This window comes from Micromonospora sp. NBC_01739 (genome assembly GCF_035920385.1).
Lineage (GTDB): Bacteria > Actinomycetota > Actinomycetes > Mycobacteriales > Micromonosporaceae > Micromonospora.
This window is the reverse complement of the sequence record NZ_CP109151.1, coordinates 3,268,396-3,289,602: the sequence shown is the minus strand read 5'-3', so window position 1 is coordinate 3,289,602 and position 21,207 is coordinate 3,268,396. Positions and strand designations below refer to the sequence as shown.

The 21,207-nt window shown below is 71.5% G+C and carries 19 protein-coding genes; 12 read left to right on the top strand and 7 right to left on the bottom strand.

All coding sequences use genetic code 11. The annotated features are described in order from the left end of the window. The first annotated feature begins 93 nt into the window (after positions 1–93). The gene (locus OIE53_RS14565; protein WP_327022096.1) at positions 94–1,824 is read left to right on the top strand and encodes a DEAD/DEAH box helicase; all 1,731 of its coding nucleotides are present in this window, start codon (positions 94–96) and stop codon (positions 1,822–1,824) included. A gap of 210 nt (positions 1,825–2,034) precedes the next feature. Here OIE53_RS14565 and OIE53_RS14560 read toward each other — a convergent pair whose 3' ends face one another. Next, the gene (locus OIE53_RS14560) at positions 2,035–2,268 is read right to left on the bottom strand and encodes a DUF7455 domain-containing protein (protein ID WP_327022095.1); all 234 of its coding nucleotides are present in this window, start codon (positions 2,266–2,268) and stop codon (positions 2,035–2,037) included. A 243-nt stretch (positions 2,269–2,511) separates the two neighbouring features. Then, complete coding sequence (locus OIE53_RS14555) at positions 2,512–4,125, bottom strand: RNA polymerase sigma factor (protein WP_327022094.1); 1,614 nt, start codon at positions 4,123–4,125, stop codon at positions 2,512–2,514. Between the two features lie 284 nt (positions 4,126–4,409). Between OIE53_RS14555 and OIE53_RS14550 the strand changes: the two genes are divergently transcribed. Then, positions 4,410–5,225, top strand: coding sequence for an inositol monophosphatase family protein (locus tag OIE53_RS14550; RefSeq protein ID WP_327022093.1), 816 nt, complete (start codon positions 4,410–4,412; stop codon positions 5,223–5,225). Between the two features lie 147 nt (positions 5,226–5,372). On the opposite strand, the gene OIE53_RS14545 is transcribed toward OIE53_RS14550, so the two are convergent. After that, positions 5,373–5,888 (bottom strand): LytR C-terminal domain-containing protein, encoded by a 516-nt coding sequence (locus OIE53_RS14545; protein ID WP_327022092.1) that lies wholly within the window; start codon positions 5,886–5,888, stop codon positions 5,373–5,375. 421 nt (positions 5,889–6,309) lie between these two features. On the opposite strand from OIE53_RS14545, the gene OIE53_RS14540 reads away from it, so the two are divergent. Continuing rightward, the gene (locus tag OIE53_RS14540; RefSeq protein ID WP_007075406.1) at positions 6,310–6,606 is read left to right on the top strand and encodes a DUF4193 domain-containing protein; all 297 of its coding nucleotides are present in this window, start codon (positions 6,310–6,312) and stop codon (positions 6,604–6,606) included. A 208-nt stretch (positions 6,607–6,814) separates the two neighbouring features. Next, positions 6,815–7,633 carry a hypothetical protein gene (locus OIE53_RS14535; protein WP_327022091.1) on the top strand — a complete coding sequence of 273 codons (819 nt, stop codon included), beginning with the start codon at positions 6,815–6,817 and terminating at the stop codon, positions 7,631–7,633. A 134-nt stretch (positions 7,634–7,767) separates the two neighbouring features. Here the strand turns inward: OIE53_RS14535 and OIE53_RS14530 are convergent, their stop codons facing one another. Further along, on the bottom strand, positions 7,768–8,256 hold the full coding sequence (locus OIE53_RS14530; protein WP_327022090.1) for a DUF3093 domain-containing protein: 489 nt from the start codon (positions 8,254–8,256) through the stop codon (positions 7,768–7,770). An 84-nt stretch (positions 8,257–8,340) separates the two neighbouring features. Between OIE53_RS14530 and dut the strand changes: the two genes are divergently transcribed. From dut to OIE53_RS14510, 4 genes are all read left to right on the top strand, one after another. Beyond that, complete coding sequence (dut, locus tag OIE53_RS14525) at positions 8,341–8,871, top strand: dUTP diphosphatase (protein WP_327022089.1); 531 nt, start codon at positions 8,341–8,343, stop codon at positions 8,869–8,871. Continuing rightward, complete coding sequence (locus OIE53_RS14520; RefSeq protein WP_327022088.1) at positions 8,868–9,527, top strand: DUF3710 domain-containing protein; 660 nt, start codon at positions 8,868–8,870, stop codon at positions 9,525–9,527. Before dut ends, OIE53_RS14520 begins: the two co-directional genes overlap by 4 nt. 144 nt (positions 9,528–9,671) lie before the next feature. Then, entirely contained in the window at positions 9,672–10,052 is a 381-nt protein-coding gene (locus OIE53_RS14515; protein ID WP_327022087.1) for an OB-fold nucleic acid binding domain-containing protein, read from the top strand. Positions 10,053–10,128: 76 nt separating this feature from the next. After that, positions 10,129–10,812, top strand: a complete 684-nt coding sequence (locus OIE53_RS14510; RefSeq protein WP_327022086.1) for a DUF3159 domain-containing protein — start codon at positions 10,129–10,131, stop codon at positions 10,810–10,812. A gap of 32 nt (positions 10,813–10,844) precedes the next feature. Here the strand turns inward: OIE53_RS14510 and OIE53_RS14505 are convergent, their stop codons facing one another. Together OIE53_RS14505 and OIE53_RS14500 are read right to left on the bottom strand one after the other, a co-directional pair. Then, entirely contained in the window at positions 10,845–11,534 is a 690-nt protein-coding gene (locus OIE53_RS14505; protein WP_327022085.1) for a potassium channel family protein, read from the bottom strand. A 2-nt stretch (positions 11,535–11,536) separates the two neighbouring features. After that, positions 11,537–12,199, bottom strand: a complete 663-nt coding sequence (locus tag OIE53_RS14500) for a potassium channel family protein (protein WP_327022084.1) — start codon at positions 12,197–12,199, stop codon at positions 11,537–11,539. A gap of 155 nt (positions 12,200–12,354) precedes the next feature. On the opposite strand from OIE53_RS14500, the gene OIE53_RS14495 reads away from it, so the two are divergent. From OIE53_RS14495 to dxs, 3 genes are all read left to right on the top strand, one after another. Further along, on the top strand, positions 12,355–14,427 hold the full coding sequence (locus tag OIE53_RS14495) for an APC family permease (protein ID WP_327022083.1): 2,073 nt from the start codon (positions 12,355–12,357) through the stop codon (positions 14,425–14,427). Positions 14,428–14,432: 5 nt separating this feature from the next. Beyond that, on the top strand, positions 14,433–15,692 hold the full coding sequence (locus tag OIE53_RS14490) for a class I SAM-dependent RNA methyltransferase (RefSeq protein ID WP_327027206.1): 1,260 nt from the start codon (positions 14,433–14,435) through the stop codon (positions 15,690–15,692). 98 nt (positions 15,693–15,790) lie between these two features. Next, complete coding sequence (gene dxs, locus OIE53_RS14485; protein ID WP_327022082.1) at positions 15,791–17,740, top strand: 1-deoxy-D-xylulose-5-phosphate synthase; 1,950 nt, start codon at positions 15,791–15,793, stop codon at positions 17,738–17,740. A gap of 136 nt (positions 17,741–17,876) precedes the next feature. Here the strand turns inward: dxs and OIE53_RS14480 are convergent, their stop codons facing one another. Next, positions 17,877–19,052, bottom strand: a complete 1,176-nt coding sequence (locus OIE53_RS14480; RefSeq protein WP_327022081.1) for a hypothetical protein — start codon at positions 19,050–19,052, stop codon at positions 17,877–17,879. Positions 19,053–19,365: 313 nt separating this feature from the next. Here OIE53_RS14480 and OIE53_RS14475 point away from each other — a divergent pair, with 313 nt between their 5' ends. After that, complete coding sequence (locus tag OIE53_RS14475; RefSeq protein WP_442791344.1) at positions 19,366–21,204, top strand: hypothetical protein; 1,839 nt, start codon at positions 19,366–19,368, stop codon at positions 21,202–21,204. Positions 21,205–21,207 lie beyond the last annotated feature (3 nt).

The following is a 21,207-nucleotide window of genomic DNA, read 5'->3' as shown; positions in this document are numbered from 1 at the left end:
CGGAGGCGTTTTCATGGGGCGACCGACCTGCCCCTCGGCCCGGTCCGTCGGCCTGCGGTCGGGCCATCGTGCGCATCGGAGAGGAGCCAACGCGTGGCAGCCCGGACGCCGGCGCTCGAGACCTTCCCGCCCCTGCGGGCCTGGCAGCGTAAGGCACTGGTGGAGTACCTGCGCCGGCGCAGCGAGGATTTCACCGCGGTCGCCACCCCCGGCGCCGGTAAGACCACCTTCGCCCTGCGGATCGCGGCCGAACTGCTCGCCGACGGCACCGTCGAGGCCGTCACGGTGGTCGCTCCGACCGAGCACCTGAAGACCCAGTGGGCGCAGGCCGCGGCCCGGGTCGGCATCCAACTGGACGCCGCCTTCCGCAACGCCGACCTGCACTCCTCGGCCGACTTCCACGGCGCGGTGGTCACCTACGCGCAGGTCGGCATGGCCCCCCAGGTGCACCGGCGCCGCACCATGACCCGGCGGACCCTGGTCATCCTGGACGAGATCCACCACGCCGGCGACTCCCGTACCTGGGGCGACGGGGTGAAGAACGCCTTCGAGCCCGCGGTACGCCGACTGATGCTGACCGGTACCCCGTTCCGCTCGGACGACAATCCGATCCCCTTCGTCAGCTACGAGCGCGGCGAGGACGGTCTGCTGCGTTCCCGGGCCGACTCGGTCTACGGCTACTCCGACGCCCTGCGCGACGGCGTGGTCCGGCCGGTGCTGTTCCTGGCCTACTCGGGGGAGACCCGGTGGCGTACCAACGCCGGTGAGGAGTTGGCGGCCCGGCTGGGCGAGCCGATGACGCAGGATCTCATCGCCCAGGCCTGGCGTACCGCCCTGGACCCGGCCGGTGACTGGATGCCCCAGGTGCTGCGGGCTGCCGACGCCCGGCTGAGCGTGCTCCGGGAGGCCGGCATGCCGGACGCCGGTGGGCTGGTCATCGCCACCGACCAGCAGGCCGCCCGGTCGTACGCCAAGCTCATCGAGCAGGTGACCGGGGAGAAGGCCGCCGTGGTGCTCTCCGACGACGTGGGTGCCTCGGCCCGGATCGCGACCTTTGCGGCCTCTGAGCAACGCTGGCTGGTCGCGGTGCGGATGGTTTCCGAGGGGGTGGACATCCCCCGGCTGGCCGTCGGGGTGTACGCCACCAGCGCCAGCACCCCCCTGTACTTCGCCCAGGCCATCGGCCGGTTCGTCCGAGCCCGTCGGCCGGGGGAGACCGCCTCGGTCTTCCTGCCCAGCGTGCCGCACCTGCTCGGGCTGGCCAGCGAGATGGAGACCGAGCGGGACCACGTACTCGGCAAGCCCAAGGACCGGGAGGGCTTCGACGACGACCTGCTGGAGCGGGCCCAACGGGACGAGCAGGCCAGCGGCGAGTTGGAGAAGCGCTTCGCCGCCCTGTCCGCCACCGCCGAACTGGACCAGGTGATCTTCGACGGTGCCTCCTTCGGCACGGCCGCCCAGGCGGGCACTCCGGAGGAGGAGGAGTACCTGGGGCTGCCGGGCCTGCTGACCGCGGACCAGGTCGCCGCCCTGCTGTCCAAGCGGCAGGCCGAGCAGCTGGCCGCCCGGCGCCGCCGCGCCGCCGAGCGGCAGTCCGAGTCGTCGGCTCCGGTGGCGGCCCCACCGGCCCCGATGAGCGCCGCCCAGCGCCGGGTGGCCCTGCGCCGGCAACTCAACGCCCTGGTCGCCGCCCGGCACCACCGTACCGGCCAGCCGCACGGCAAGATCCACGCCGAACTGCGCCGGCTCTGCGGCGGCCCTCCCAGCGCCCAGGCCACCATTGAACAACTGGAAGAACGCATAGCCACCGTCCAGACCCTCTAACCTCCCACCCACCCAACCCCGCCCGCTCACCCCGGCCAAGCCCACCACCCAGCCCTTGTTGATCAAGAGGTTTGCGTCACGAACCCGCGTTCTCGTGACGCAAACCTCTTGATCAACAACGCCGGGGTGCGGGGTGGGGATGGGGATGACGAAAGCGGCCGGAGGCATCCAGTGGATGCCTCCGGCCGCTTTATGTCGGGTTGTGAATCCTCAGTTGGCTATCAGGTCGGCGCCGCGCCAGGAGAACTCCGGGTCCGTCGCGTACCGTACGGTGATCTTCACAAGATCCTCGGCGTACTTGTTGGCGTGGTGTCCACAGAACACCAGCTCACTACCGCCCGCGAGGGTGATCCGGAGCTTGCCGGCGGCATTGCAGCGGTCGCACCGTTCATCGGCGGCCGGGGGGCTCACCGTCTCGGGCGGCGGCGTGAGGGTCGGGGTCATCGCCTTCCTCCTCTGGTCGTCACCGATGAACACTCTCTTCGGTCTTGGTCACCTATCGTGCAACACCCATCCCGGGTCTCGCCTTCCCTGTGTGCCCCCGGGGGACCGAGGTCACACCTGGCACCGACAGTGTGCCGGGTACCCCGGGTGTCACGTCAACGATCACATTCGCGCAACCACCTGATCACCGCCCGGCCTTGACGCCAGGTGATCAAAACGACACGATCAGTTGACGATTACTGATCAGTCGAGGTAGTCGCGCAACACCTGGGAACGCGACGGGTGTCGCAACTTGGACATGGTCTTGGATTCGATCTGCCGGATGCGTTCGCGGGTCACACCGTAGACCTGGCCGATCTCGTCCAGGGTGCGTGGCTGACCGTCGGTCAGACCGAACCGCAGGCGTACCACACCCGCCTCACGCTCGGACAACGTCTGGAGGACCTGCTGGAGCTGATCCTGGAGCAGCGAGAAGGAGACCGCGTCGACCGCCACCACGGCCTCGGAGTCCTCGATGAAGTCACCGAGCTGGCTGTCGCCCTCGTCGCCGATGGTCTGGTCGAGCGAGATGGGCTCCCGGGCGTACTGCTGGATCTCCAGCACCTTCTCCGGTGTGATGTCCATCTCCTTGGCCAGCTCCTCCGGGGTGGGCTCGCGGCCCAGGTCCTGGAGCAGCTCGCGCTGGATCCGACCCAGCTTGTTGATCACCTCGACCATGTGGACCGGGATGCGGATGGTGCGGGCCTGGTCGGCCATGGCGCGGGTGATGGCTTGTCGGATCCACCAGGTGGCGTAGGTGGAGAACTTGTAGCCCTTGGTGTAGTCGAACTTCTCGACGGCGCGGATGAGGCCGAGGTTGCCTTCCTGGATGAGGTCGAGGAAGGCCATGCCGCGACCGGTGTACCGCTTGGCGAGGGAGACGACCAGGCGGAGGTTGGCCTCCAGCAGGTGGTTCTTGGCCCGCTCACCGTCCCGGGAGATCCAGAGCAGGTCCCGCTGCATGTCGCGGGCGAGCTTCTCCTCGCCCTCGTCGGCCGCCCGCAGCCGCTCGGCGGCGTAGAGCCCGGCCTCGATCCGCTTGGCCAGCTCCACCTCCTGCTCGGCGTTGAGCAGCGGGACCTTGCCGATCTGCTTGAGGTACGCCCGGACCGAGTCGGCCGAGGCGGTCAGCTCGGCGTCCCGACGGGCCTGCTTGAGGGCCTCGGACTCCTCGTCGTCCCACTCGAAGTCGTTGTCGCTGGCGGAGTTCGCCGCATCGGCCTCGGCCGCCTGAGCCAGCTCGGCCGGCTCCTCGACCACCACGTCCTCGATCTCGGCGGCGAGATCCTCGGGGTCGACGTCACCCTCGGCGCCCTCCCCCTTGGCCTTACCGGCGGCCTTGGCGGGCTTCCCGGCGCTCGCGGCGGCCACGGTCGCCTTGGTGGCCCGGGTCGACTTCTTGGCCGGAGCGGCAGCCTTGGCGGCCACCTCGGCGGTGGTGCCGGTCTTACGGGAGGTCGCCTTCCGGGGGGCCGGGGCGGTGGCCTCCTCGGCGGCGGGCGCCTGCTTCGGGGCGGACGGGGCGGCCGGTGCCGCCTTCTTGGTGGTCTTGGCAGTGGTGGCACGGGACGCCGGGGTCGCGGAGCGGGCGGCGGCAACCCGGCGACGGGTGCTGGCCGAGCCGTCGACCACCACGGTCACTCCAGCCTCGGAGAGCGCCCGCAGGATCTTCTTGGCCTGGGCCGGAGTCACCTCGGCGGACTCGACGGTGCGCGCGAGCTGGGCCGACGTGAGCTGGCCGCCGGCGCTCTGCGCGTGGGCGATCAGGGTGTCGGTGAGCGAGCGAACGTCGGCGCCGGTCTGGCGGGGTTCTGTCACGAATGACCTTCCGGAGGCGAAGAGCGAGCACGGCCGGATCGTCCGGCGCAGAGTGGTGCACCGTGCCGGGCGATGTGGTTGAGGAACCCCCGTGTCCCCGGCCGACCGGTCGTTCGGTCGTCCGTGGCGCGTGGGCAGGGGTGAATTGTAACGCCGTCTGCGGCGATCATCCTGCGCCGCACGGCTGAACGACGGCCGGGGCCGCCGATTCGGTGCGCTTGTGGAGTTTGTAAGGATGATACCCGCGTGCGACCCGGATACCCGGCCGTGCGGGAAGGGGACGGATGATGGATCGCCCGGCGGCGCAGGAACTGTTGGAAATCGCGGTCGAGGTGGCCCGGGAGGCCGCCGACACCGCCTCCCGGATGCGCTCCGAGGGGGTCTCCGTCGCCGCGACCAAGAGCACCGTCACCGACGTGGTGACCGCCGCCGACCGGGCCGTCGAGCGCCAGATCAGCGAGGCCCTGCGGCGGCTGCGGCCGGACGACGCCATGTTGGGCGAGGAGTACGGCGCGGCGGCCCCCGGCGACGCCACCGCCCAGGTGCGCTGGATCGTGGATCCCATCGACGGCACGATCAACTACCTGTACGGGCTGGGGCATTCCGCGGTGTCGATCGCCGCCGAGGTCGAGGGCCAGGTGGTGGCCGGTGTGGTGCGCAACATCCACACCGGCGAGGAGTGGACCGCCACCCTCGGCGGCGGGGCCTGGCGGGCCGGTCGGCGGCTGCGTTGCTCCGCCGAGACCGACCTGGGACAGACCTTGGTGATCACCGGATTCGGCTACGACCCGGCCCGTCGGGCCCATCAGGCCCGGGTGGTGGCCGAGTTGATTTCGCAGGTACGGGACATCCGCCGACTCGGTGCGGCCGCCATCGACCTCTGCCTGGTGGCCGAGGGGCGGGCCGACGCGTACTTCGAGAAGGGGCTGGCCGCCTGGGATCAGGCGGCCGGGGCGCTGGTCGCCACGGAGGCGGGTCTGCGGGTAGGTGGCCTGCGGGGGCGGGCCCCCGGCCCGGACATGGTCCTCGCCGCGCCGGCGGCGCTCTTCACCCCGCTGCACGACCGCCTGGTCGAACTGGACGCCGACGGGGGCCCCTGAGCCCGTACGACCCTCGCCGAACCGGCCCGGGGCCTCGGTGTCGCCCGGCCGGACGAGTCGGGATCTGGCCGTGCGGTCGATGATGTCGGTCCGTACGGCCAGGGGTGCTGTCCACGTCACGGGATTCGAGCGGCCCGGCGGCCGGAGTCAGTTGTCGACCGGCATCGGGCAGGAACCGGGCGGAGCGACCGGGGCGCCCAGGTCACCGATGGACTGGTTGACCTCGGTGGTGGTGGCCAACTGCTGGAACTCGTTGCCGAGCACGACGTCGACGACATCGTCCGGGCGCTTGGCGTCGTACTCCAGCTCGGCGTTGCCGAGGAAGTAGGCCCGCAGCAGATGGGCGGATCCGACCCCCTTTGGGCCGTAACGCAGCACCGCGACCTCGTCGATCTGCTTCTTCTCGTTTGCTTCCTTTTCCACCTGGAAGTCGCGGTTGCGGAAGTCGTCGCCGACGCTGGAGGCCAACCCGGGGCGGTCGGTGCCGTTGAGCACCCGGATCTTGACATCCTTGTGGTCGCGCAGGGTCACGTCGGCACGGGGCCAGTCCGCGGGACATCCCTCGGCGGCACCGGCGTTGCTCTGGGTGTCCCGGACCACCGCGACCACGACGAAGACCAGGGCGATCACCGCCAGCATGCCGACGATTACGAGTGCTCGCACTCGCGCGAAACTCATCAGGGCGCTCCCGGACAGTGATGGGTGGCGGCGGACGTCGACGGCCGGGCCGTCTGGTACGCCGCTGAGGTTAACCGCTGTCCGACCGTCGCGTGGAAACAGTCCGACATACCGGCGCGCCACCCGAGAACCGGGTAGTACTACCCCTATCTTCGTGTCGCCTGAGTCACATTGGGAACAACTTCCCGTGCAGGGGCGTACATCTCAGCCACAAGGGCGGTATACATGCCTCGCCCAAAGGGGGGGTAGGGTTCCGCGCTCGCCGGGAGATTCTTCCGGGCGGCCCGGCCCGAGCGGTCGTCGGGTCGGGTGGCCGACACTAGCGGTGGCCGGCCAGCGGAACCGAAACAGCGTCGCCCGGCGTTACAACCGGAAGCGACAACATCGAAATGGGAGAGTGAAACCGATGGCCACCGACTACGACGCTCCGCGCCGGGACGAGGTCGACCTCGGCGAGGACAGCCTGGAAGAGCTGAAGGCCCGGCGTGTCGACTCGCAGTCGGGCGCCGTGGACGTCGACGAGGCCGAAGTGGCTGAGAGCTTCGAGTTGCCCGGTGCTGACCTGGCCGACGAGGAGTTGACGGTCAAGGTGCTGCCGATGCAGCAGGACGAGTTCCGCTGTGCTCGCTGCTTCCTCGTGCACCACCGCAGCCAACTGGCGGTCGAGCGCAACGGCGAGCTGATCTGCCGCGAGTGCGTCTGACCGACGATCCGACACCATCACCGCACGGCGGCGGCTTCCCAGGGGAGCCGCCGCTGCCCGGCTCGGCGAGCGCCGCGCCGATCGACCTGCTTCACTCGTAAAGGGTGGCCGTCGCGCCGGCGGCCGCCGGTCGGGGAGGTCGGGCAGTGAGGGAACGAACCATCGGCGTACGGCGGTGGCGCGAGCGGGCGTCGACCGGAGCGTCGGCATGAGCGAGTGGAGCGCGGGCATCGACGGCGAGGGCGCCGACGAGCTCGGTACGACGGTCGCGGCGCTGACCGCCGACGAGATCGAGCCGGCCCGGCGACGTCAGTTGCTGGGGCGCCTGGTCCGGCAGGCCCGGGCCCGTGGGGTCGGCGGGCTGTTCAAGCCGAGGACGGCGCTGCGCTGGATGACCGAGGTGGTCGCCGAGATCGCCCCGCACGTGCCGATCCGTGACCTGGCCACCCTGCGCCGACACTTCCCCGGCCTGGACGACGAGGCGCTGGCCGATCGGCTGGTACGCAATGCCGCCAGGGCGACCGCCGGTGTCGGTGCGGCCGGCGGGGGCGCCTCGGCGGTGCAGTGGACGGTCACCCCCAGCCTGCTCTCCGCGCCGGTCCTGCTCGCCGCGGAGACCGTGGCCGTGGTGGCCATCGAGTTGAAGCTGACCGGGGAGCTGCACGAGATCTACCGGGCCCCGCTGCCCGCCGGGGGTGCCCAGCGCACCGTCGCGCTGCTCCAGGCCTGGGCCAACCAACGCGGGGTCAACCCGATGGTGCCCGGGGTGGGCATCGGCGCAGTCCTCGGCACGGCCGCCCGACGGGAGCTGCGGGACACCCTGCTCAAGCGCTTCGGCCGGAACCTGACCACCCTGGGACCCTTCCTCACCGGCGCGGCCGTGGCGAGCTACCTGAACCGGCGGGCCACCCGCACCCTGGCCGACCAGCTCCGCACCGACCTGCGTCGGCAGCGGCGCAGCCTGCCGGACACCCCACCGGCCCCGCCTGCACTCCCCGGCACCCCGCCCGCCCTGCCCGGCCCCTGACGCCGTCACCCGGCCCTGGTCGCGGTCACCCGGCCGCTGGCCGCCGTCAGCTGGCTCCTGAACGCCGTTACCCGACCTCTGGCCACCGGAGCGCTCCGGCCGGATCGTGGCGGTGTAGCGGGGCGCTGGGGCGGTCAGCGGCTGGCGTCGCGGGCGGCCAGCAGGGCCTCGGCCAGGGCTACCGGATGGCGGGTGCTGACCACCCAGAAGGGGGTGGGGTCGTTCGGGTCGTCGAGGACCACCTGCACCGCGCCGGAGATCCAGGGCCGCTGGACGACGAAGGCCAGCGGATCGGCCCCCACCCCGAGCACCTCACGGCGCCCGTCGGCGTCCAACGCGATGACCTCGGCGACGAACCGGGCCGGTAGCCGGGCGTCGTCGACCCGGAATTCCCCGTCGGTCACCGCGATCCTGATCCGGCCCAGCCAGGTCAGTGCGGCGACGGCGGCGGGCAGCAGCACCACGAAGGGCAGCCAGGCCCGTACCCCGGTCGCGCCCATCCACAGCTCCACCGCCAGCAGGCCGGTGGCGGCCAGCCCGGCCAGCCACAACCACCAGGGCAGGCTGAGCCGTTCGGCGTACGCCCGGGTAGCCGCATCGGTGGGGGAGGGTGACACGCTCACTCATACCAGGGTACGGCGCGTGGCCGCCGGGGTACCGGGCAGGATGGCAGGGTCACCTCCGTGCAGAAGACGAAAGAGGCAACCGTGACCGACGTGGTGCCCGTGCTGGTCCGCCGGCTCGACCCCGAGCTGCCGCTGCCGGCGTACGCCCATCCCGGCGACGCCGGTGCCGACCTGGTGGCGGCCGCGGACGTCGAGTTGCCGCCCGGCGGTCGGGCCCTGGTGCCCACCGGCGTGGCGATCGCGCTGCCGGAGGGGTACGTGGGCCTGGTTCATCCCCGTTCGGGGCTGGCGGCCAGACTCGGCGTGACCGTGCTCAACGCGCCCGGTACGGTCGACGCCGGCTACCGGGGTGAGATCCTGGTCAACCTGATCAACCATGATCGGGCTGTGCCAGTGAAGATCTCCCGGGGCGACCGGATCGCGCAACTCGTTGTGCAACGGGTGGAACGGGCGGCCTTCCAACCGGTGGCCGAGCTGCCCGAGTCCGGACGCGGAGGCGGCGGGCACGGGTCCACCGGCGGACACGTCGCTCTGGTGCCGCCACCGGCGGCCGACGGCGCGGACGGAGGAGAGGGCACGGTGAGTGTGAACAGCGGAAGGTGGACACAGTGATCTTCTCGCGGAAGCGGGCCACGGGGCGGCACGCCAGTGACGAGCGGACCGTCGAGGCGCCGGAGACCGTCGAGGCGGCCCCGGCGCGCGGGCCGTACGACGTCACCGAGGCCCCTGCCGGGGTGCAGCGGCTGGACCTGGGCAGCCTCCAGATCCCGGCGGTGCCCGACGTCGAGGTGCGGGTGCAGGCCGACCCGCAGGGGGTGATCCAGCAGGTCGTCCTGGTGCACGGGCAGAGTGCCCTGCAACTCGGGGTGTTCGCCGCTCCCCGCAGCGAGGGAATCTGGGACGAGGTGCGCGAGGAGATCCGGCAGTCGCTGTTCAACGACGGCGCCGCCGCCCAGGAGGTGACCGGCGAGTACGGCACCGAGCTGCGGGCCCGGGTGCGCACCGAGGAGGGCCTGACCGATCTGCGGTTCGTCGGGGTCGACGGCCCCCGCTGGATGGTCCGGGCGGTCTTCCAGGGCGAGGCGGCGACCAACCCGGACGCGGCCGGAGCCCTGGCCCGGTGCATGGAGGGGCTGGTGGTCGACCGCGGCATCGAGGCCAAGCCGGTACGCGAACCGCTGCCGCTGCGGCTGCCGCGCGAGGCGGGCGAGGCGGCTGAGCAGGCCGCGGCGGCCTCGGAAGGCGCACCGGCGCCCGGCGCGAACTGAGCGGGGTCCGTCCGGCGGGCGCGCAATCGTCAGCACCGGGAGGGCCTCACGTCGGCGTACGCTGGCGTGGGGCCCTCCCGTTCTGCTGGGAGCGGCCCGGTGTCGGCGTGGGCCGGCCGGTTCGGGAAGGGTGACGCGGAGTTCATGACGACCGAGGAGGGGCAGGGTTCGCTGCGGCGGATGCTGCGCCGGCTCACCGCCAGTGAGGCCGAGATCGAGGCCCAGTTGTTGCGGCAGGAGAGTGCCCGCTGCGGCGGGGTGCCGGTGACCCAGTGCGTACGCGGTCAGCTGGTCTCCGTCGCCGGGCGGCTGCGTACGGTCGTCTACACCCCTCGGACCAACCAGCCGGCGCTGGAGGCGGACCTCTACGACGGCAGCGATGTCGTCACCCTGGTCTGGCTGGGCCGACGGCACATCACCGGGATCGAGCCGGGACGACACCTGACCGCGCGGGGACGGGTCGCGCTGCGTGACGACCGTAAGGTGATCTACAACCCGTACTACGAGTTGGAGCCATCGACGTGACGTCCGTGACCCGGAGGATGAGAGACTGTCCGGAAACCCCGGCACGACAGCCACGATTCTGCCGGAAAGGCGGGCGATGACCACCGGACAGCAACCGGCCACCCAACCGGCCAGTGGAGCCGACGACGAGGAGCGGCTGCCCACCGTCGCCGAGCAGATGGCCGACCAGCTCGGCGGCTGGCGAGGGCTGGTCGAGTCCAGCATCCCGGTCGTGGTCTTCGTGGTGGTCAACGTCGTCGGTTCGCTGCGACCCGCGGTGATCGCCTCGGTCGGTGTGGCGGTGCTCATCGGTGGGCTGCGGCTGGCGCAGCGCAAGCCCGTACGGCACGCCGTCAACGGGCTGTTCGGCATCGGCATCGGCGCCGCGATCGCCTGGCGGACCGGTGAGGCCCGGGACTTCTACCTGCCCGGCATCCTCTACGGCATCGGCTACGGCCTGGCTCTGCTGGTCTCGGCCGCGATCCGTCAGCCCCTGGTCGGTTGGCTCTGGTCGGTGCTGGTGGCCAAGGGCAGCTCCGCCTGGCGGGAGGACCCGAAGCTGGTCCGGACCTTCACCGGGCTGACCGTGCTCTGGGGAGTGGTGTGGCTGGCCAAGGTGGGGGTGCAGGCCGCGCTCTACCTGGCCGAGCAGGACACCGCTCTAGGGGTGGCCCGCCTGGCGTTGGGCTACCCGCCGTACGTGATGCTGCTGTTGATCACGGTCTGGACGGTGCGCCGGGTCACCCGGCAGGCCGAGCCGGTGCCGCTGGCCGGTAGCTGACCGACACGGGGGAACCCCTCACCCCTCACCCCTCACCGCGACTGGCGGGTGCGTTCGACGCTGTCCGGACCGAGCATCACCGCGCGTACCGCGTCCTCCATCTCGGCCGTGCAGACGAAGATCAGCTCGTCGCCGACCTCGATCGGATCGTCCGGGCTGGGCACCAGCACCCGCTTGCCGCGCAGGATCGCCACCAGGGCGGCGTCGCGGGGCAGCGGCACCGCACGCAACGGCTGACCGACATGCGGCGCGGTCGGCGGCAGGGTGATCTCGACCAGGTTGGCCTCACCCTGGCGGAAGGTCATCAGCCGTACCAGGTCGCCCACCGTGACGGCCTCCTCGACCAGGGCGGCCATCACCCGGGGCTTGCTGACCGCGACGTCCACCCCCCACTGCTCGGTGAACAACCACTCGTTCTCGGCCCGGTTGATCCGGGCGACCACCCGGGGGACCGCGAACTCGGTCTTGGCCAGCAGGGAGACCACCAGGTTGGCCTTGTCGTCGCCGGTCGCCGCGACCACCACGTCGCAGCCGGCCAGGTCGGCCTCCTCCAGGCTGGTCAGCTCGCAGGCGTCCGCCAGCACCCACTGGGCCTGCGGTACCCGTTCGGGCCGCAGCATCCGGGGCTGCCGCTCGATCAGCATCACCTGGTGGCCGTTCTCGATCAACTCCTGGGCGATGGAGCGGCCCACGTTGCCGGCACCCGCGATGGCGACTCGCATGATCACTGCCCTCCGTCCGGGGCCGCCGCGATCTCGGTGACCGTGGCCACCATGTCGTCGGTGACCAGCATGAAGATCTGATCACCCTCCTGCACCACGCTGGAGGCGGTGGGCAGGGTGCCGATGCCGAACCGCAGCAGGTAGGCAACCCGGGCCCCGGTGGCCTGTTCCAGGCGCTGCACCCGGTGCCCGATCCAGTCCTTGTGCACCGGCACCTCGATGATCGACACCGTGCTGGTCGGGTCGCGGAAGATCTCCACGTTGCCCTCCGGCAGCAGGTGTCGCAGCATCCGGTCGGCGGTCCAGCGCACGGTCGCCACCGTGGGGATGCCGAGGCGCTCGTAGACCTGCGCCCGCCGCTGGTCGTAGATGCGGGCCGCCACCCGGGACACACCGAAGGTCTCCCGGGCCAACCGCGCCGAGATGATGTTGGAGTTGTCCCCGCTGGAGACGGCGGCGAAGGCGTCCGCCCGCTCGATGCCGGCCTGGCGCAGCACCTCACCGTCGAATCCCGCCCCGGTGACCGTGGTGCCGGCGAAGTCGGGCCCCAGTCGGCGGAAGGCGTCGGCGTCCTGGTCGATCACCGCCACCGAGTGCCCGCGGGACTGGAGGCTCTGCGCCAGGGTCGACCCGACCCGGCCACACCCCATGATCACGATATGCACGCCGCCCTCCCAAGGTGCGCCCGTCACCGCGAGCCTGCCACGTCGTGACGTCAGGCGGAGACCGACGCTACTCCGCCGGCCGCAGACCCCCGCAGTGCCCTCACCGGCGGTGCGGGACGACGAGGTTGCCGAGGGCGGTCGTACGCTTGGCGACCGTGGCCCGAACCCTGCTGAAGCGGCTGCTCGTCGGTCGACCATTCCGGTCCGACCGGCTCAAGCACACCCTTCTGCCGAAGCGCATTGCGCTGCCCGTCTTCGCCTCGGACGCGCTGTCCAGCGTCGCGTACGCCCCGGACGAGATCCTGCTGATGCTCTCCATCGCGGGAGCCTCGGCTTTCGTCTTCTCGCCCTGGGTGGCCCTCGGGGTGGTCGTGGTGATGCTGACCGTGGTGGCCAGCTACCGGCAGAACGTGCACGCCTACCCCTCCGGCGGTGGCGACTACGAGGTGGCCACGGTCAACCTGGGCCCCCGGGCCGGGGTGGGGGTGGCCAGCGCCCTGCTGGTCGACTACGTGCTGACGGTCGCCGTGTCGGTCTCCTCCGGGGTGGCCAACCTCGGCTCGGTGATCCCCTTCGTCGCCACCCACAAGGTGCTCATCGCGGTCAGCGCGGTGGTCCTGCTGACCGCGGTCAACCTGCGGGGGCTCAAGGAGGCGGGCAGCGCCTTCGCCATCCCCACCTACGGGTTCATGATCGTGATCGTCGGCATGATCCTGACCGGGCTGGTCCGCATCGTGGTGCTCGGTGAGGACCTGCGGGCCCCCAGCGCCGACCTGGTCATCGCCGCCGAGTGGCACGACACCACCGGCTGGGCCATGGCCTTCCTGCTGCTGCGCAGCTTCTCCTCCGGCTGCGCCGCCCTGACCGGGGTGGAGGCCATCTCCAACGGGGTGCCGGCCTTCAAGGCGCCCAAGAGCCGCAACGCCGCCACCACCCTGCTGATGCTGGGTCTGGTAGCGGTGACCATGCTGGTCGGCATCGTGTGGCTGGCCCGGCTGACCGGGTTGCAGTTCGTCGAGGACCCCGGCCACCAGATCGTCTCCGGCCCCGAGGGATACGTGCAGAAGACCGTCACCGCCCAGCTCGGCGAGACGATCTTCGGCTCCGGTTCGGTGCTGATGTTCCTGGTCGTCGGGGTGACCGCCACGATCCTGTTCGTGGCCGCCAACACGGCCTTCACCGGCTTCCCGGTCCTCGGGTCGATCCTGGCCCAGGACCGCTACCTGCCCCGGCAACTGCACACCCGAGGCGATCGGCTGGCCTTCTCCAACGGCATCCTCTTCCTGGCCGCCTTCGCGATCGTGCTGATCGTCGGGTTCCAGGCCGAGGTGACCAAGCTGATCCAGCTCTACATCGTCGGGGTGTTCGTCTCGTTTACCCTCTCCCAGGCCGGCATGATCCGGCACTGGAACCGGCATCTGCGTACCGAGCGGGATCCGCAGCTGCGCCGCCGGATGATCAGGTCCCGGGCGATCAACACCTTCGGCATGGTGATGACCGGTGCGGTGCTGGTCATCGTGCTGATCACGAAGTTCCTGCTGGGCGCCTGGATCGCCATCGTCGCGATGGGCGTGATCTACCTGCTGATGCTGGCCATCCGTCGGCACTACGACCGGGTGGCCGTCGAGTTGGCACCGGACGACGGGCGACCGGTGCTGCCGGCCCGCAACCACGCGATCGTGCTGGTCAGCAAGCTGCACCAGCCCACCCTGCGGGCCGTGGCGTACGCCCAGGCAACCCGGCCGGACACCCTGACCGCGGTGACCGTCAACGTGGACGACGTCGACACCCGGCAGTTGCAGACCGAGTGGGAACGCCGGGACGTACCGATCCCGCTGACGGTGATCGATTCCCCGTACCGGGAGATCACCCGCCCGATCCTGCACTACGTGGCCGGGGTCCGCCGGGCCTCGCCGCGCGACGTGGTCACGGTCTTCATCCCGGAGTACGTCGTCGGGCGCTGGTGGGAGAACCTGTTGCACAACCAGAGCGCGTTGCGGCTCAAGGGCCGGCTGCTGTTCGAGCCGGGGGTGATGGTCACCAGCGTGCCGTGGCAGCTCGCCTCGACCGCCGGCAAGGATCTCGACCGGATGGACGCCACCCTGGGTAGGGGGCCGGTCCGGGGTCCCCGGGCGGTGCCCCGCAGCACCCTGCCACCGACCATCCCGCCGGTGGATCCCGTGTCCTCCGGGCCGGGCCAGCAGTCGTCGAACGGAGAGACACGGTGAACGAGATGACCCTCCCGGGGCAGCGGTCCGACACGGCCGACGGTCGTAGCGGGCTGACCGAGGCCGAGCAGGTCGAGTTGACCGTGGCGGCGGTGGCTCCCGGCGGGCACTGCGTGGCCCGGGTCGAGGGTCAGGTGGTCTTCGTCCGGCACGCCCTGCCCGGCGAGCGGGTGGTGGCCGAGGTCACCGAGGTGCACCGGGGCTTCGTCCGGGCCGACGCGGTACGGGTGCTGGAGCCCTCCCCGGACCGGGTCGAGCCACCCTGCCCGTACGCCCGGCCGGGACGCTGTGGGGGCTGCGACCTGCAACATGTCGCGGTGCCCGCCCAGCTGCGCTGGAAGACCGAGGTGGTACGGGAGCAGCTGATCCGCCTCGGTGGTCTCGACGAGGCCGGGTGCGACGCCCTGGCGGTCCGGGTCGAGGCCCTGCCCGGCGGTCCCCTCGGCTGGCGATCCCGGGTCCGGTACGCGGTCGACGCGGCGGGTCGGGCGGGTCTGCTGAAGCACCGCTCGCACGAGGTGGTGCCGATCGGCCGGTGCCTGATCGCCCACCCGGCCATCCAGGACCGGCCGGTGCTCACCTCCAGTGGCACCAGGTGGCCCGACGACGATGCGGTGGAGGTGGTCGCCTCCACCGGCGGCGACGTGACCGTGACGGCCTCCACAGCGGGGCGTACCCGGCGGATCGGCGGCCCGGAGCGGGTCCGGGAACAGGCCGCGGGCCGGGACTGGATTCTGCCCGCCTCGTCCTTCTGGCAGGTCCATCCCGCCGCCGCGGACACCCTGGTCGCCGCGGTACTGGAGTTGGCCGAGCCGGGGCCGGGGGAGCGGGCCTGGGACCTCTACGGCGGGGCCGGGCTGTTCGCCGCCGGCCTGGCAGCCCGGGTCGGCGAGACCGGCCGGGTGACCCTGGTGGAGGCGGCCGGCGACGGGGTCGGCGCGGCCAGGGAGAACCTGCGGGACCTGGCTCAGGTGGAGGTGGTGGCGGCCCGGGTGGAGACCGCCCTGGCCCGCCGTCGGATCACCGCACCGGTGGACGTGGTGGTGCTCGACCCGCCGCGTACCGGCGCGGGGGCGCGGGTGGTGCGCGAGCTGGTCGCCGCCGGGCCCCGGGCGGTGGCGTACGTGGCCTGCGACCCGGCCGCCTTCGCCCGGGACCTGCGGGTCTTCACCGAGCTGGGCTGGGAGCTGTCCGCCTTGCGGGGGTACGACCTGTTTCCGATGACCCAGCATGTGGAGTTGGTCGGACTGCTGTCCCCGAAGTGAGAACCCCCTGTTCGGGTGGGTGGCGCGGGTCTCCTCCCCGGGGCCCCGCTGCGGTGACCGCGCTGCGAGGTGGGCGAAGGCCGATAGACTCTGCGGTCATGAGTGCTGAAGAGGACACGGCCAACCAGGGCCGGCTGCTGGCCAGGGTGCACGGTCCGCAGGACGTCAGGCGGATGTCGGGCACCGAGCTGGACAACCTCGCCGCCGAGATCCGTGACTTCCTGGTCGCCAAGGTGTCGCGTACCGGCGGGCACATCGGCCCCAACCTGGGCGTGGTGGAACTCACCCTCGCCCTGCACCGGGTCTTCGACTCTCCCCGTGACCGGCTGCTGTTCGACACCGGTCACCAGGCGTACGTCCACAAGATCATCACCGGTCGGCAGGACGGCTTCGACCAGCTGCGCCAACGCGGCGGGCTCTCCGGCTACCCCAGCCAGGCCGAGAGCGAGCACGACATCATCGAGAACTCGCACGCCTCCACCGCCCTGTCGTACGCCGACGGGCTGGCCAAGGCGTACGCCCTGCGCGGCGAGGCCCGCAGCGTGGTGGCCGTGGTCGGCGACGGGGCCCTGACCGGCGGCATGTGCTGGGAGGCCCTGAACAACATCGCCTCCGCCGGCAACCCCCTGGTGATCGTCGTCAACGACAACGGCCGCTCGTACGCCCCGACCATCGGCGGGCTCGCCGACCACCTGTCGACCCTGCGGCTCAACCCCGGCTACGAGAAGGTCCTCGACACGGTCAAGGACGCCCTCGGCTCGACCCCGCTGGTCGGCAAGCCGATGTACGAGGTGCTGCACGCGGTCAAGCGGGGCATCAAGGACGCGGTCGCCCCGCAGGCGATGTTCGAGGACCTCGGCATCAAGTACGTCGGCCCGGTCGACGGACACGACGTTCCTGCGGTCGAGACCGCGCTGCGCGCGGCGAAGAACTTCGGCGGCCCGGTGATCGTGCACGCGGTGACCCGCAAGGGCTACGGCTACCGCCCCGCCGAGGAGGACGAGGCGGACTGCTTCCACGGCCCCGGCGCCTTCGACATCGCCACCGGCAAGGCCACCGCCGCACCCTCGGTGAAGTGGACGAACGTCTTCGCCGACGAGCTGGTCAAGATCGCCGACGAGCGGCCCGACGTGGTCGGCATCACCGCCGCGATGGCCGAGCCCACCGGGATCGCCAAGCTGGCCCGTAAGTACCCGGAGCGCACCTACGACGTGGGCATCGCCGAGCAGCACGCGGCCACCTCGGCGGCCGGGCTGGCCCTGGGTGGCCTGCACCCGGTGGTGGCGGTCTACGCGACCTTCCTCAACCGGGCCTTCGACCAGGTCCTGCTGGACGTGGCGATGCACAAGCTGCCGGTCACCTTCGTGCTGGACCGGGCCGGCATCACCGGCCCGGACGGGCCCAGCCACTACGGCATCTGGGACATGTCGCTCTTCGGCGTGGTGCCCGGCCTGCGGATGGCCGCCCCCCGCGACGCCGCCACCCTGCGCGAGGAGCTGCGCGAGGCGGTCGCCGTCGACGACGGCCCCACCGTGCTGCGCTACCCGACCGGCGCGGTCGCGGCCGACCTGCCCGCCGTGCGGCGCATCGGCACGGTGGACGTGCTGACCGAGTCGGACCGGGCGGACGTACTGCTGGTGGCGGTCGGTTCCTTCGGTCAGATGGGCATGGAGGTCGCCGCCCGGCTGGCCGAGCAGGGCTACGGGGTCACCGTGGTCGACCCCCGCTGGGTCCGTCCGATCCCGGCCGAACTGGTCGAGCTGGCCGCCCGGCACCGCCTGGTGGTCACCGTCGAGGACGGGGTCCGGGTCGGTGGTGTCGGTGACGGCCTGGCCCAGGCCATGCGCGACGCCGACGTCCAGGTGCCGCTGCGCGACCTGGGGGTGCCGGCCGCCTGGCACCCGCACGGCTCCCGTGCCCAGATCCTCGCCGACCTGGGCCTGACCGCCCAGGATGTCGCCCGCGACGTCACCGGCTGGATCTCCCGCCTGGACACCCAGACCGTGGAGCCGTTGCCGGTAGCCGACAACACCCCCACCCACAACTGATCCACCCACCGGTCGACCCAGCTACTCAGCCAGGTCGACTCGTCGCTCAGGTGAACCGGCCCCGGTGACCTCCCCGGGGCCGGTACCACCCGTAGCTCTCCACTCGGTCGGCAGCGCCCCAGGGCTGGCGGATTGGTCAGCGGCGGGTGGAGCCGGCGGTGCGGTAGTGGGTCTTGTCCTCAGCGGCGAGGCTGAAGGTCTGACGGCGCTCGGGCAGTGGCGCCACGACCAGGCCGGGGCGGTCGACCAGGCGGACCGTGCCGGGGGGCACGGACAGGTTGGTGTCCTTGGTGGACCGCCAGCTGAGCACGACCAACGGGTGCCCGGGCACCGGCAGTTCGTAGACCTGCAGGGCATTGGTCCAGTCGGCGGGGGAGAACACCACCGGAGCGTCGTCGGCCGGTCGGTAGACCACCGCGCTCATCGTGCCGTCGGCGGTCTCCCAGGTCAGTTGCTCCAACTCGGCCGGTTGGCCCCCGTCGAGGGCCACCTCGCCGAGGGTACGGACGGCCAGCTTCGTCTTGGGCCAGGAGGCCGGTACGGAGTCGGGGGAGTTCCGGTCCCCTACCCGCCGGGTCATGCTGCCGAAGGGACCCTCCGACCCGGCCAGTTGGCAGGTGTCCAGGTCGGCCAGCGCCCGTCGTCCGGAGCCGCTCTCGTCGCGGACCAGCGGGTACCGGGGTGCCGTGATGCCGGTGCCGAGATCGAGCAGCCGGTCGGCCGAACGACCCCGAGGCAGGGAGGTGGTGGACCGTAGGGTGGCCGACACCGCCACCGCGCGGCATGCCGGCACCTCCACCGGGTCGGTGAGGCCCTCGGTGACCGGCAGCACCTTGCCCTGGGGGCCGACCAGCCGGCGGACCCGTTCGGAGGTGAAGTAGCGCCGCCGGTCGGCGGCCTGCACCGGCAGTACGTCGGAGTAGACGAGGTAGCCGGGATCGGTGTACTCGGTGGCGTGGCTGACCTGGTACCCCTCGCCGTCACCGGTCAGTTGCAGGAGCCAGGAGGCGGCCTGACCGGGCACCGAGGCGGCGACCAGGGCCAGCGGAGCGCCGTCGACCTGACCGGAGTAGAGGATGCCGGAGGACGGCACATGCACCCGATCATCGACGGGGGAACGCCAGTCGCGCACCGCCCGGGTCACCGCGGCGGTCGCCGCAGGGTCCTCGATCAGCGAGCCGCGCGGGGGCCAGACGGTCAGCGAACCGTCCTGGCTGTCGTAGCCGACCCGCAGGTCCTGCGGTCGGCGCTCGGCCACGGGACCACAGGCGGCGACGGTGACCAACAGTGCCGACAGGCCGGTGGCCGTCAAGCCGCGCCAGCGGACTGGACCCACCTGTTACGCCCCCGATCGCGTCGGTCGTCGTGTCGGAGGGCAATAGTACGAGATGTCACCCCGACGCTTTCCCCCGCCTCACGCTGCGTCGTGGCGCTGTTCAACGACCACAAGGGACTTGCCGGTCGACTTTGGGGCTATTTCCCTACTCCGGTAGACTCCGCCGACTGTGACGCCTGCCGAGATTAGCGCCGCAAATCCGCTGAAAACCGACGTCACCCCGGATCTGCCAGCCGAACCCGTCACGGTGCGTGAGGAAGCCTCCGTCTCGGTCGCCCCAGCCCCGATTGTGGACGGCGAATCGACCGGTGGCAGTTCTTCCAGCGATGGCGCGGTCGGCGGGAACTCGGTAGAGGATGGTGCGGATCGGGCGGAGGTCGCCCCGAAGCGGCGCTTCCGGTGGACCCCCCGTCGGGTGGACCTGGCGGTCTTCGGTGGATTCCTGCTCGTCGCGGTCTGGGTGACCAGCCAGATCTGGGCGGACCCGGCCGGTCGGGTCGCCTCCCTCTACAGCAGTGACCCGGCCCAGGTGCAGTTCTTCCTGGCCCACTCGGTGCGGGTGGTGCTGCACGGAGAGTTCCCGTTCTTCACGGAGCAGTTCAACTATCCCGACGGGGTCAACCTGATGGCCAACACGGCCATCCTGGCGCTGGGCATCCCGATGGTGCCGGTGACCCTGCTGTTCGGGCCGGCGGTCACCTTCGTGGTGCTGGTCACCCTGGCCCTGGCCGGCACCGCCTCGGCCTGGTACTACGTGCTGTCCCGGCACGTGGTGAGCAACCGGCTGGCCGCCGTGGTGGGCGGCTGGTTCTGCGGCTTCTCACCGGCGATGCTGTCCCACGCCAGCTGGCATCCCAACATCATCAGCCAGTTCCTGCTGCCCTTCATCGTGTGGCGGGTCATGGTGATCACCCGTTCGACCCGGCCGTACCGGGACGGGGCGGTGCTGGCGCTGCTGGTCACCGTGCAGGCCTTCATCAACGAGGAGATCCTGCTGTTCACCGCGATGGGCTGCGGGATCTTCCTGATCGCGGTGGTGGTCCAGCGTCCGGCCCTGTGGTCGGCCGCCTGGCGGCCGCTGGGCAAGGCGGTGGCCACCTGCACGGTGATCGCCGGGGCGCTGCTGGCCTACCCGCTGTACATCCAGTTCGCCGGGCCGATGGCGTACCACGGGCTCAGCGACGCGGTACGCGACTACGGCAACGACATCGCCGCATACCTGGCCCCCGGGTCGCCGACCATCGGCGGCAACCAGCGGGCCAACGTCAACCTGGCGCCGAACTACTCCGAGGAGAACGCCTTCTTCGGCTGGAGCCTGACACTGATCGCCGTGGGCATCGTGCTGTGGCTGCGGCGGGAGGTGCTGGTCCGGGCCCTGGCCGGCACGGCCGCGTTCTACGCCCTGCTCTCCCTGGGGGAGCGCATCACCTGGTGGGACCGGGAGCTGATCGTGGGTCCCTGGGAGTGGCTGGTCCGACTGCCCCTGCTCGACGCGGTCGTACCGACCCGGTTCGGCATGATCACCAGTGTGGTGGTGGCGATCCTGCTGGCGCTGGCCATCGAGCGCAGCCGAGCGCTGCCCCTGGATCCGCGCACCCTGCGTACCCTCACCGCCGGTGGGCTGGTCCTGGCCCTGCTGCCGATCGCGCCCATGCCGCTGCCGATGACCTCCCGACCGCCGGTGCCGAAGTTCATCACCGCCGACCGGTGGCGGGCCTACGTCGGGCCGGACCAGACCCTGGTGCCCATCCCGGTACCGAGCATGGGCAACACCCACGGTATGCGGTGGGCCGCCGCCACCAACCTCGACTTCAAGATCCCGGGCGGCTACTTCCTGGCCCCCCGCAACGGCAACACCGGCGACCCGGGCCGCTTCGGTGGCCGGCCCAGCGGCATCGGCCGGCTGCTGGAGGAGGTCGCCTCGACCGGTCGTACGCCCGAACTGGACGACCGCCAGCGGCGCCGCGCCCTCGACGAACTGCGGCACTGGCGGGCGGCCGTGCTGGTGCTGCCGGTGAGCCAGCCGCACTCCGAGCCGCTGCGCCAGACCGTCGAGCAACTCGTCGGTCCGGCGCGTCAGGAACTGGACGTCTGGGTCTGGGACGTACGGGCGTTGACCGACCGCTGACCG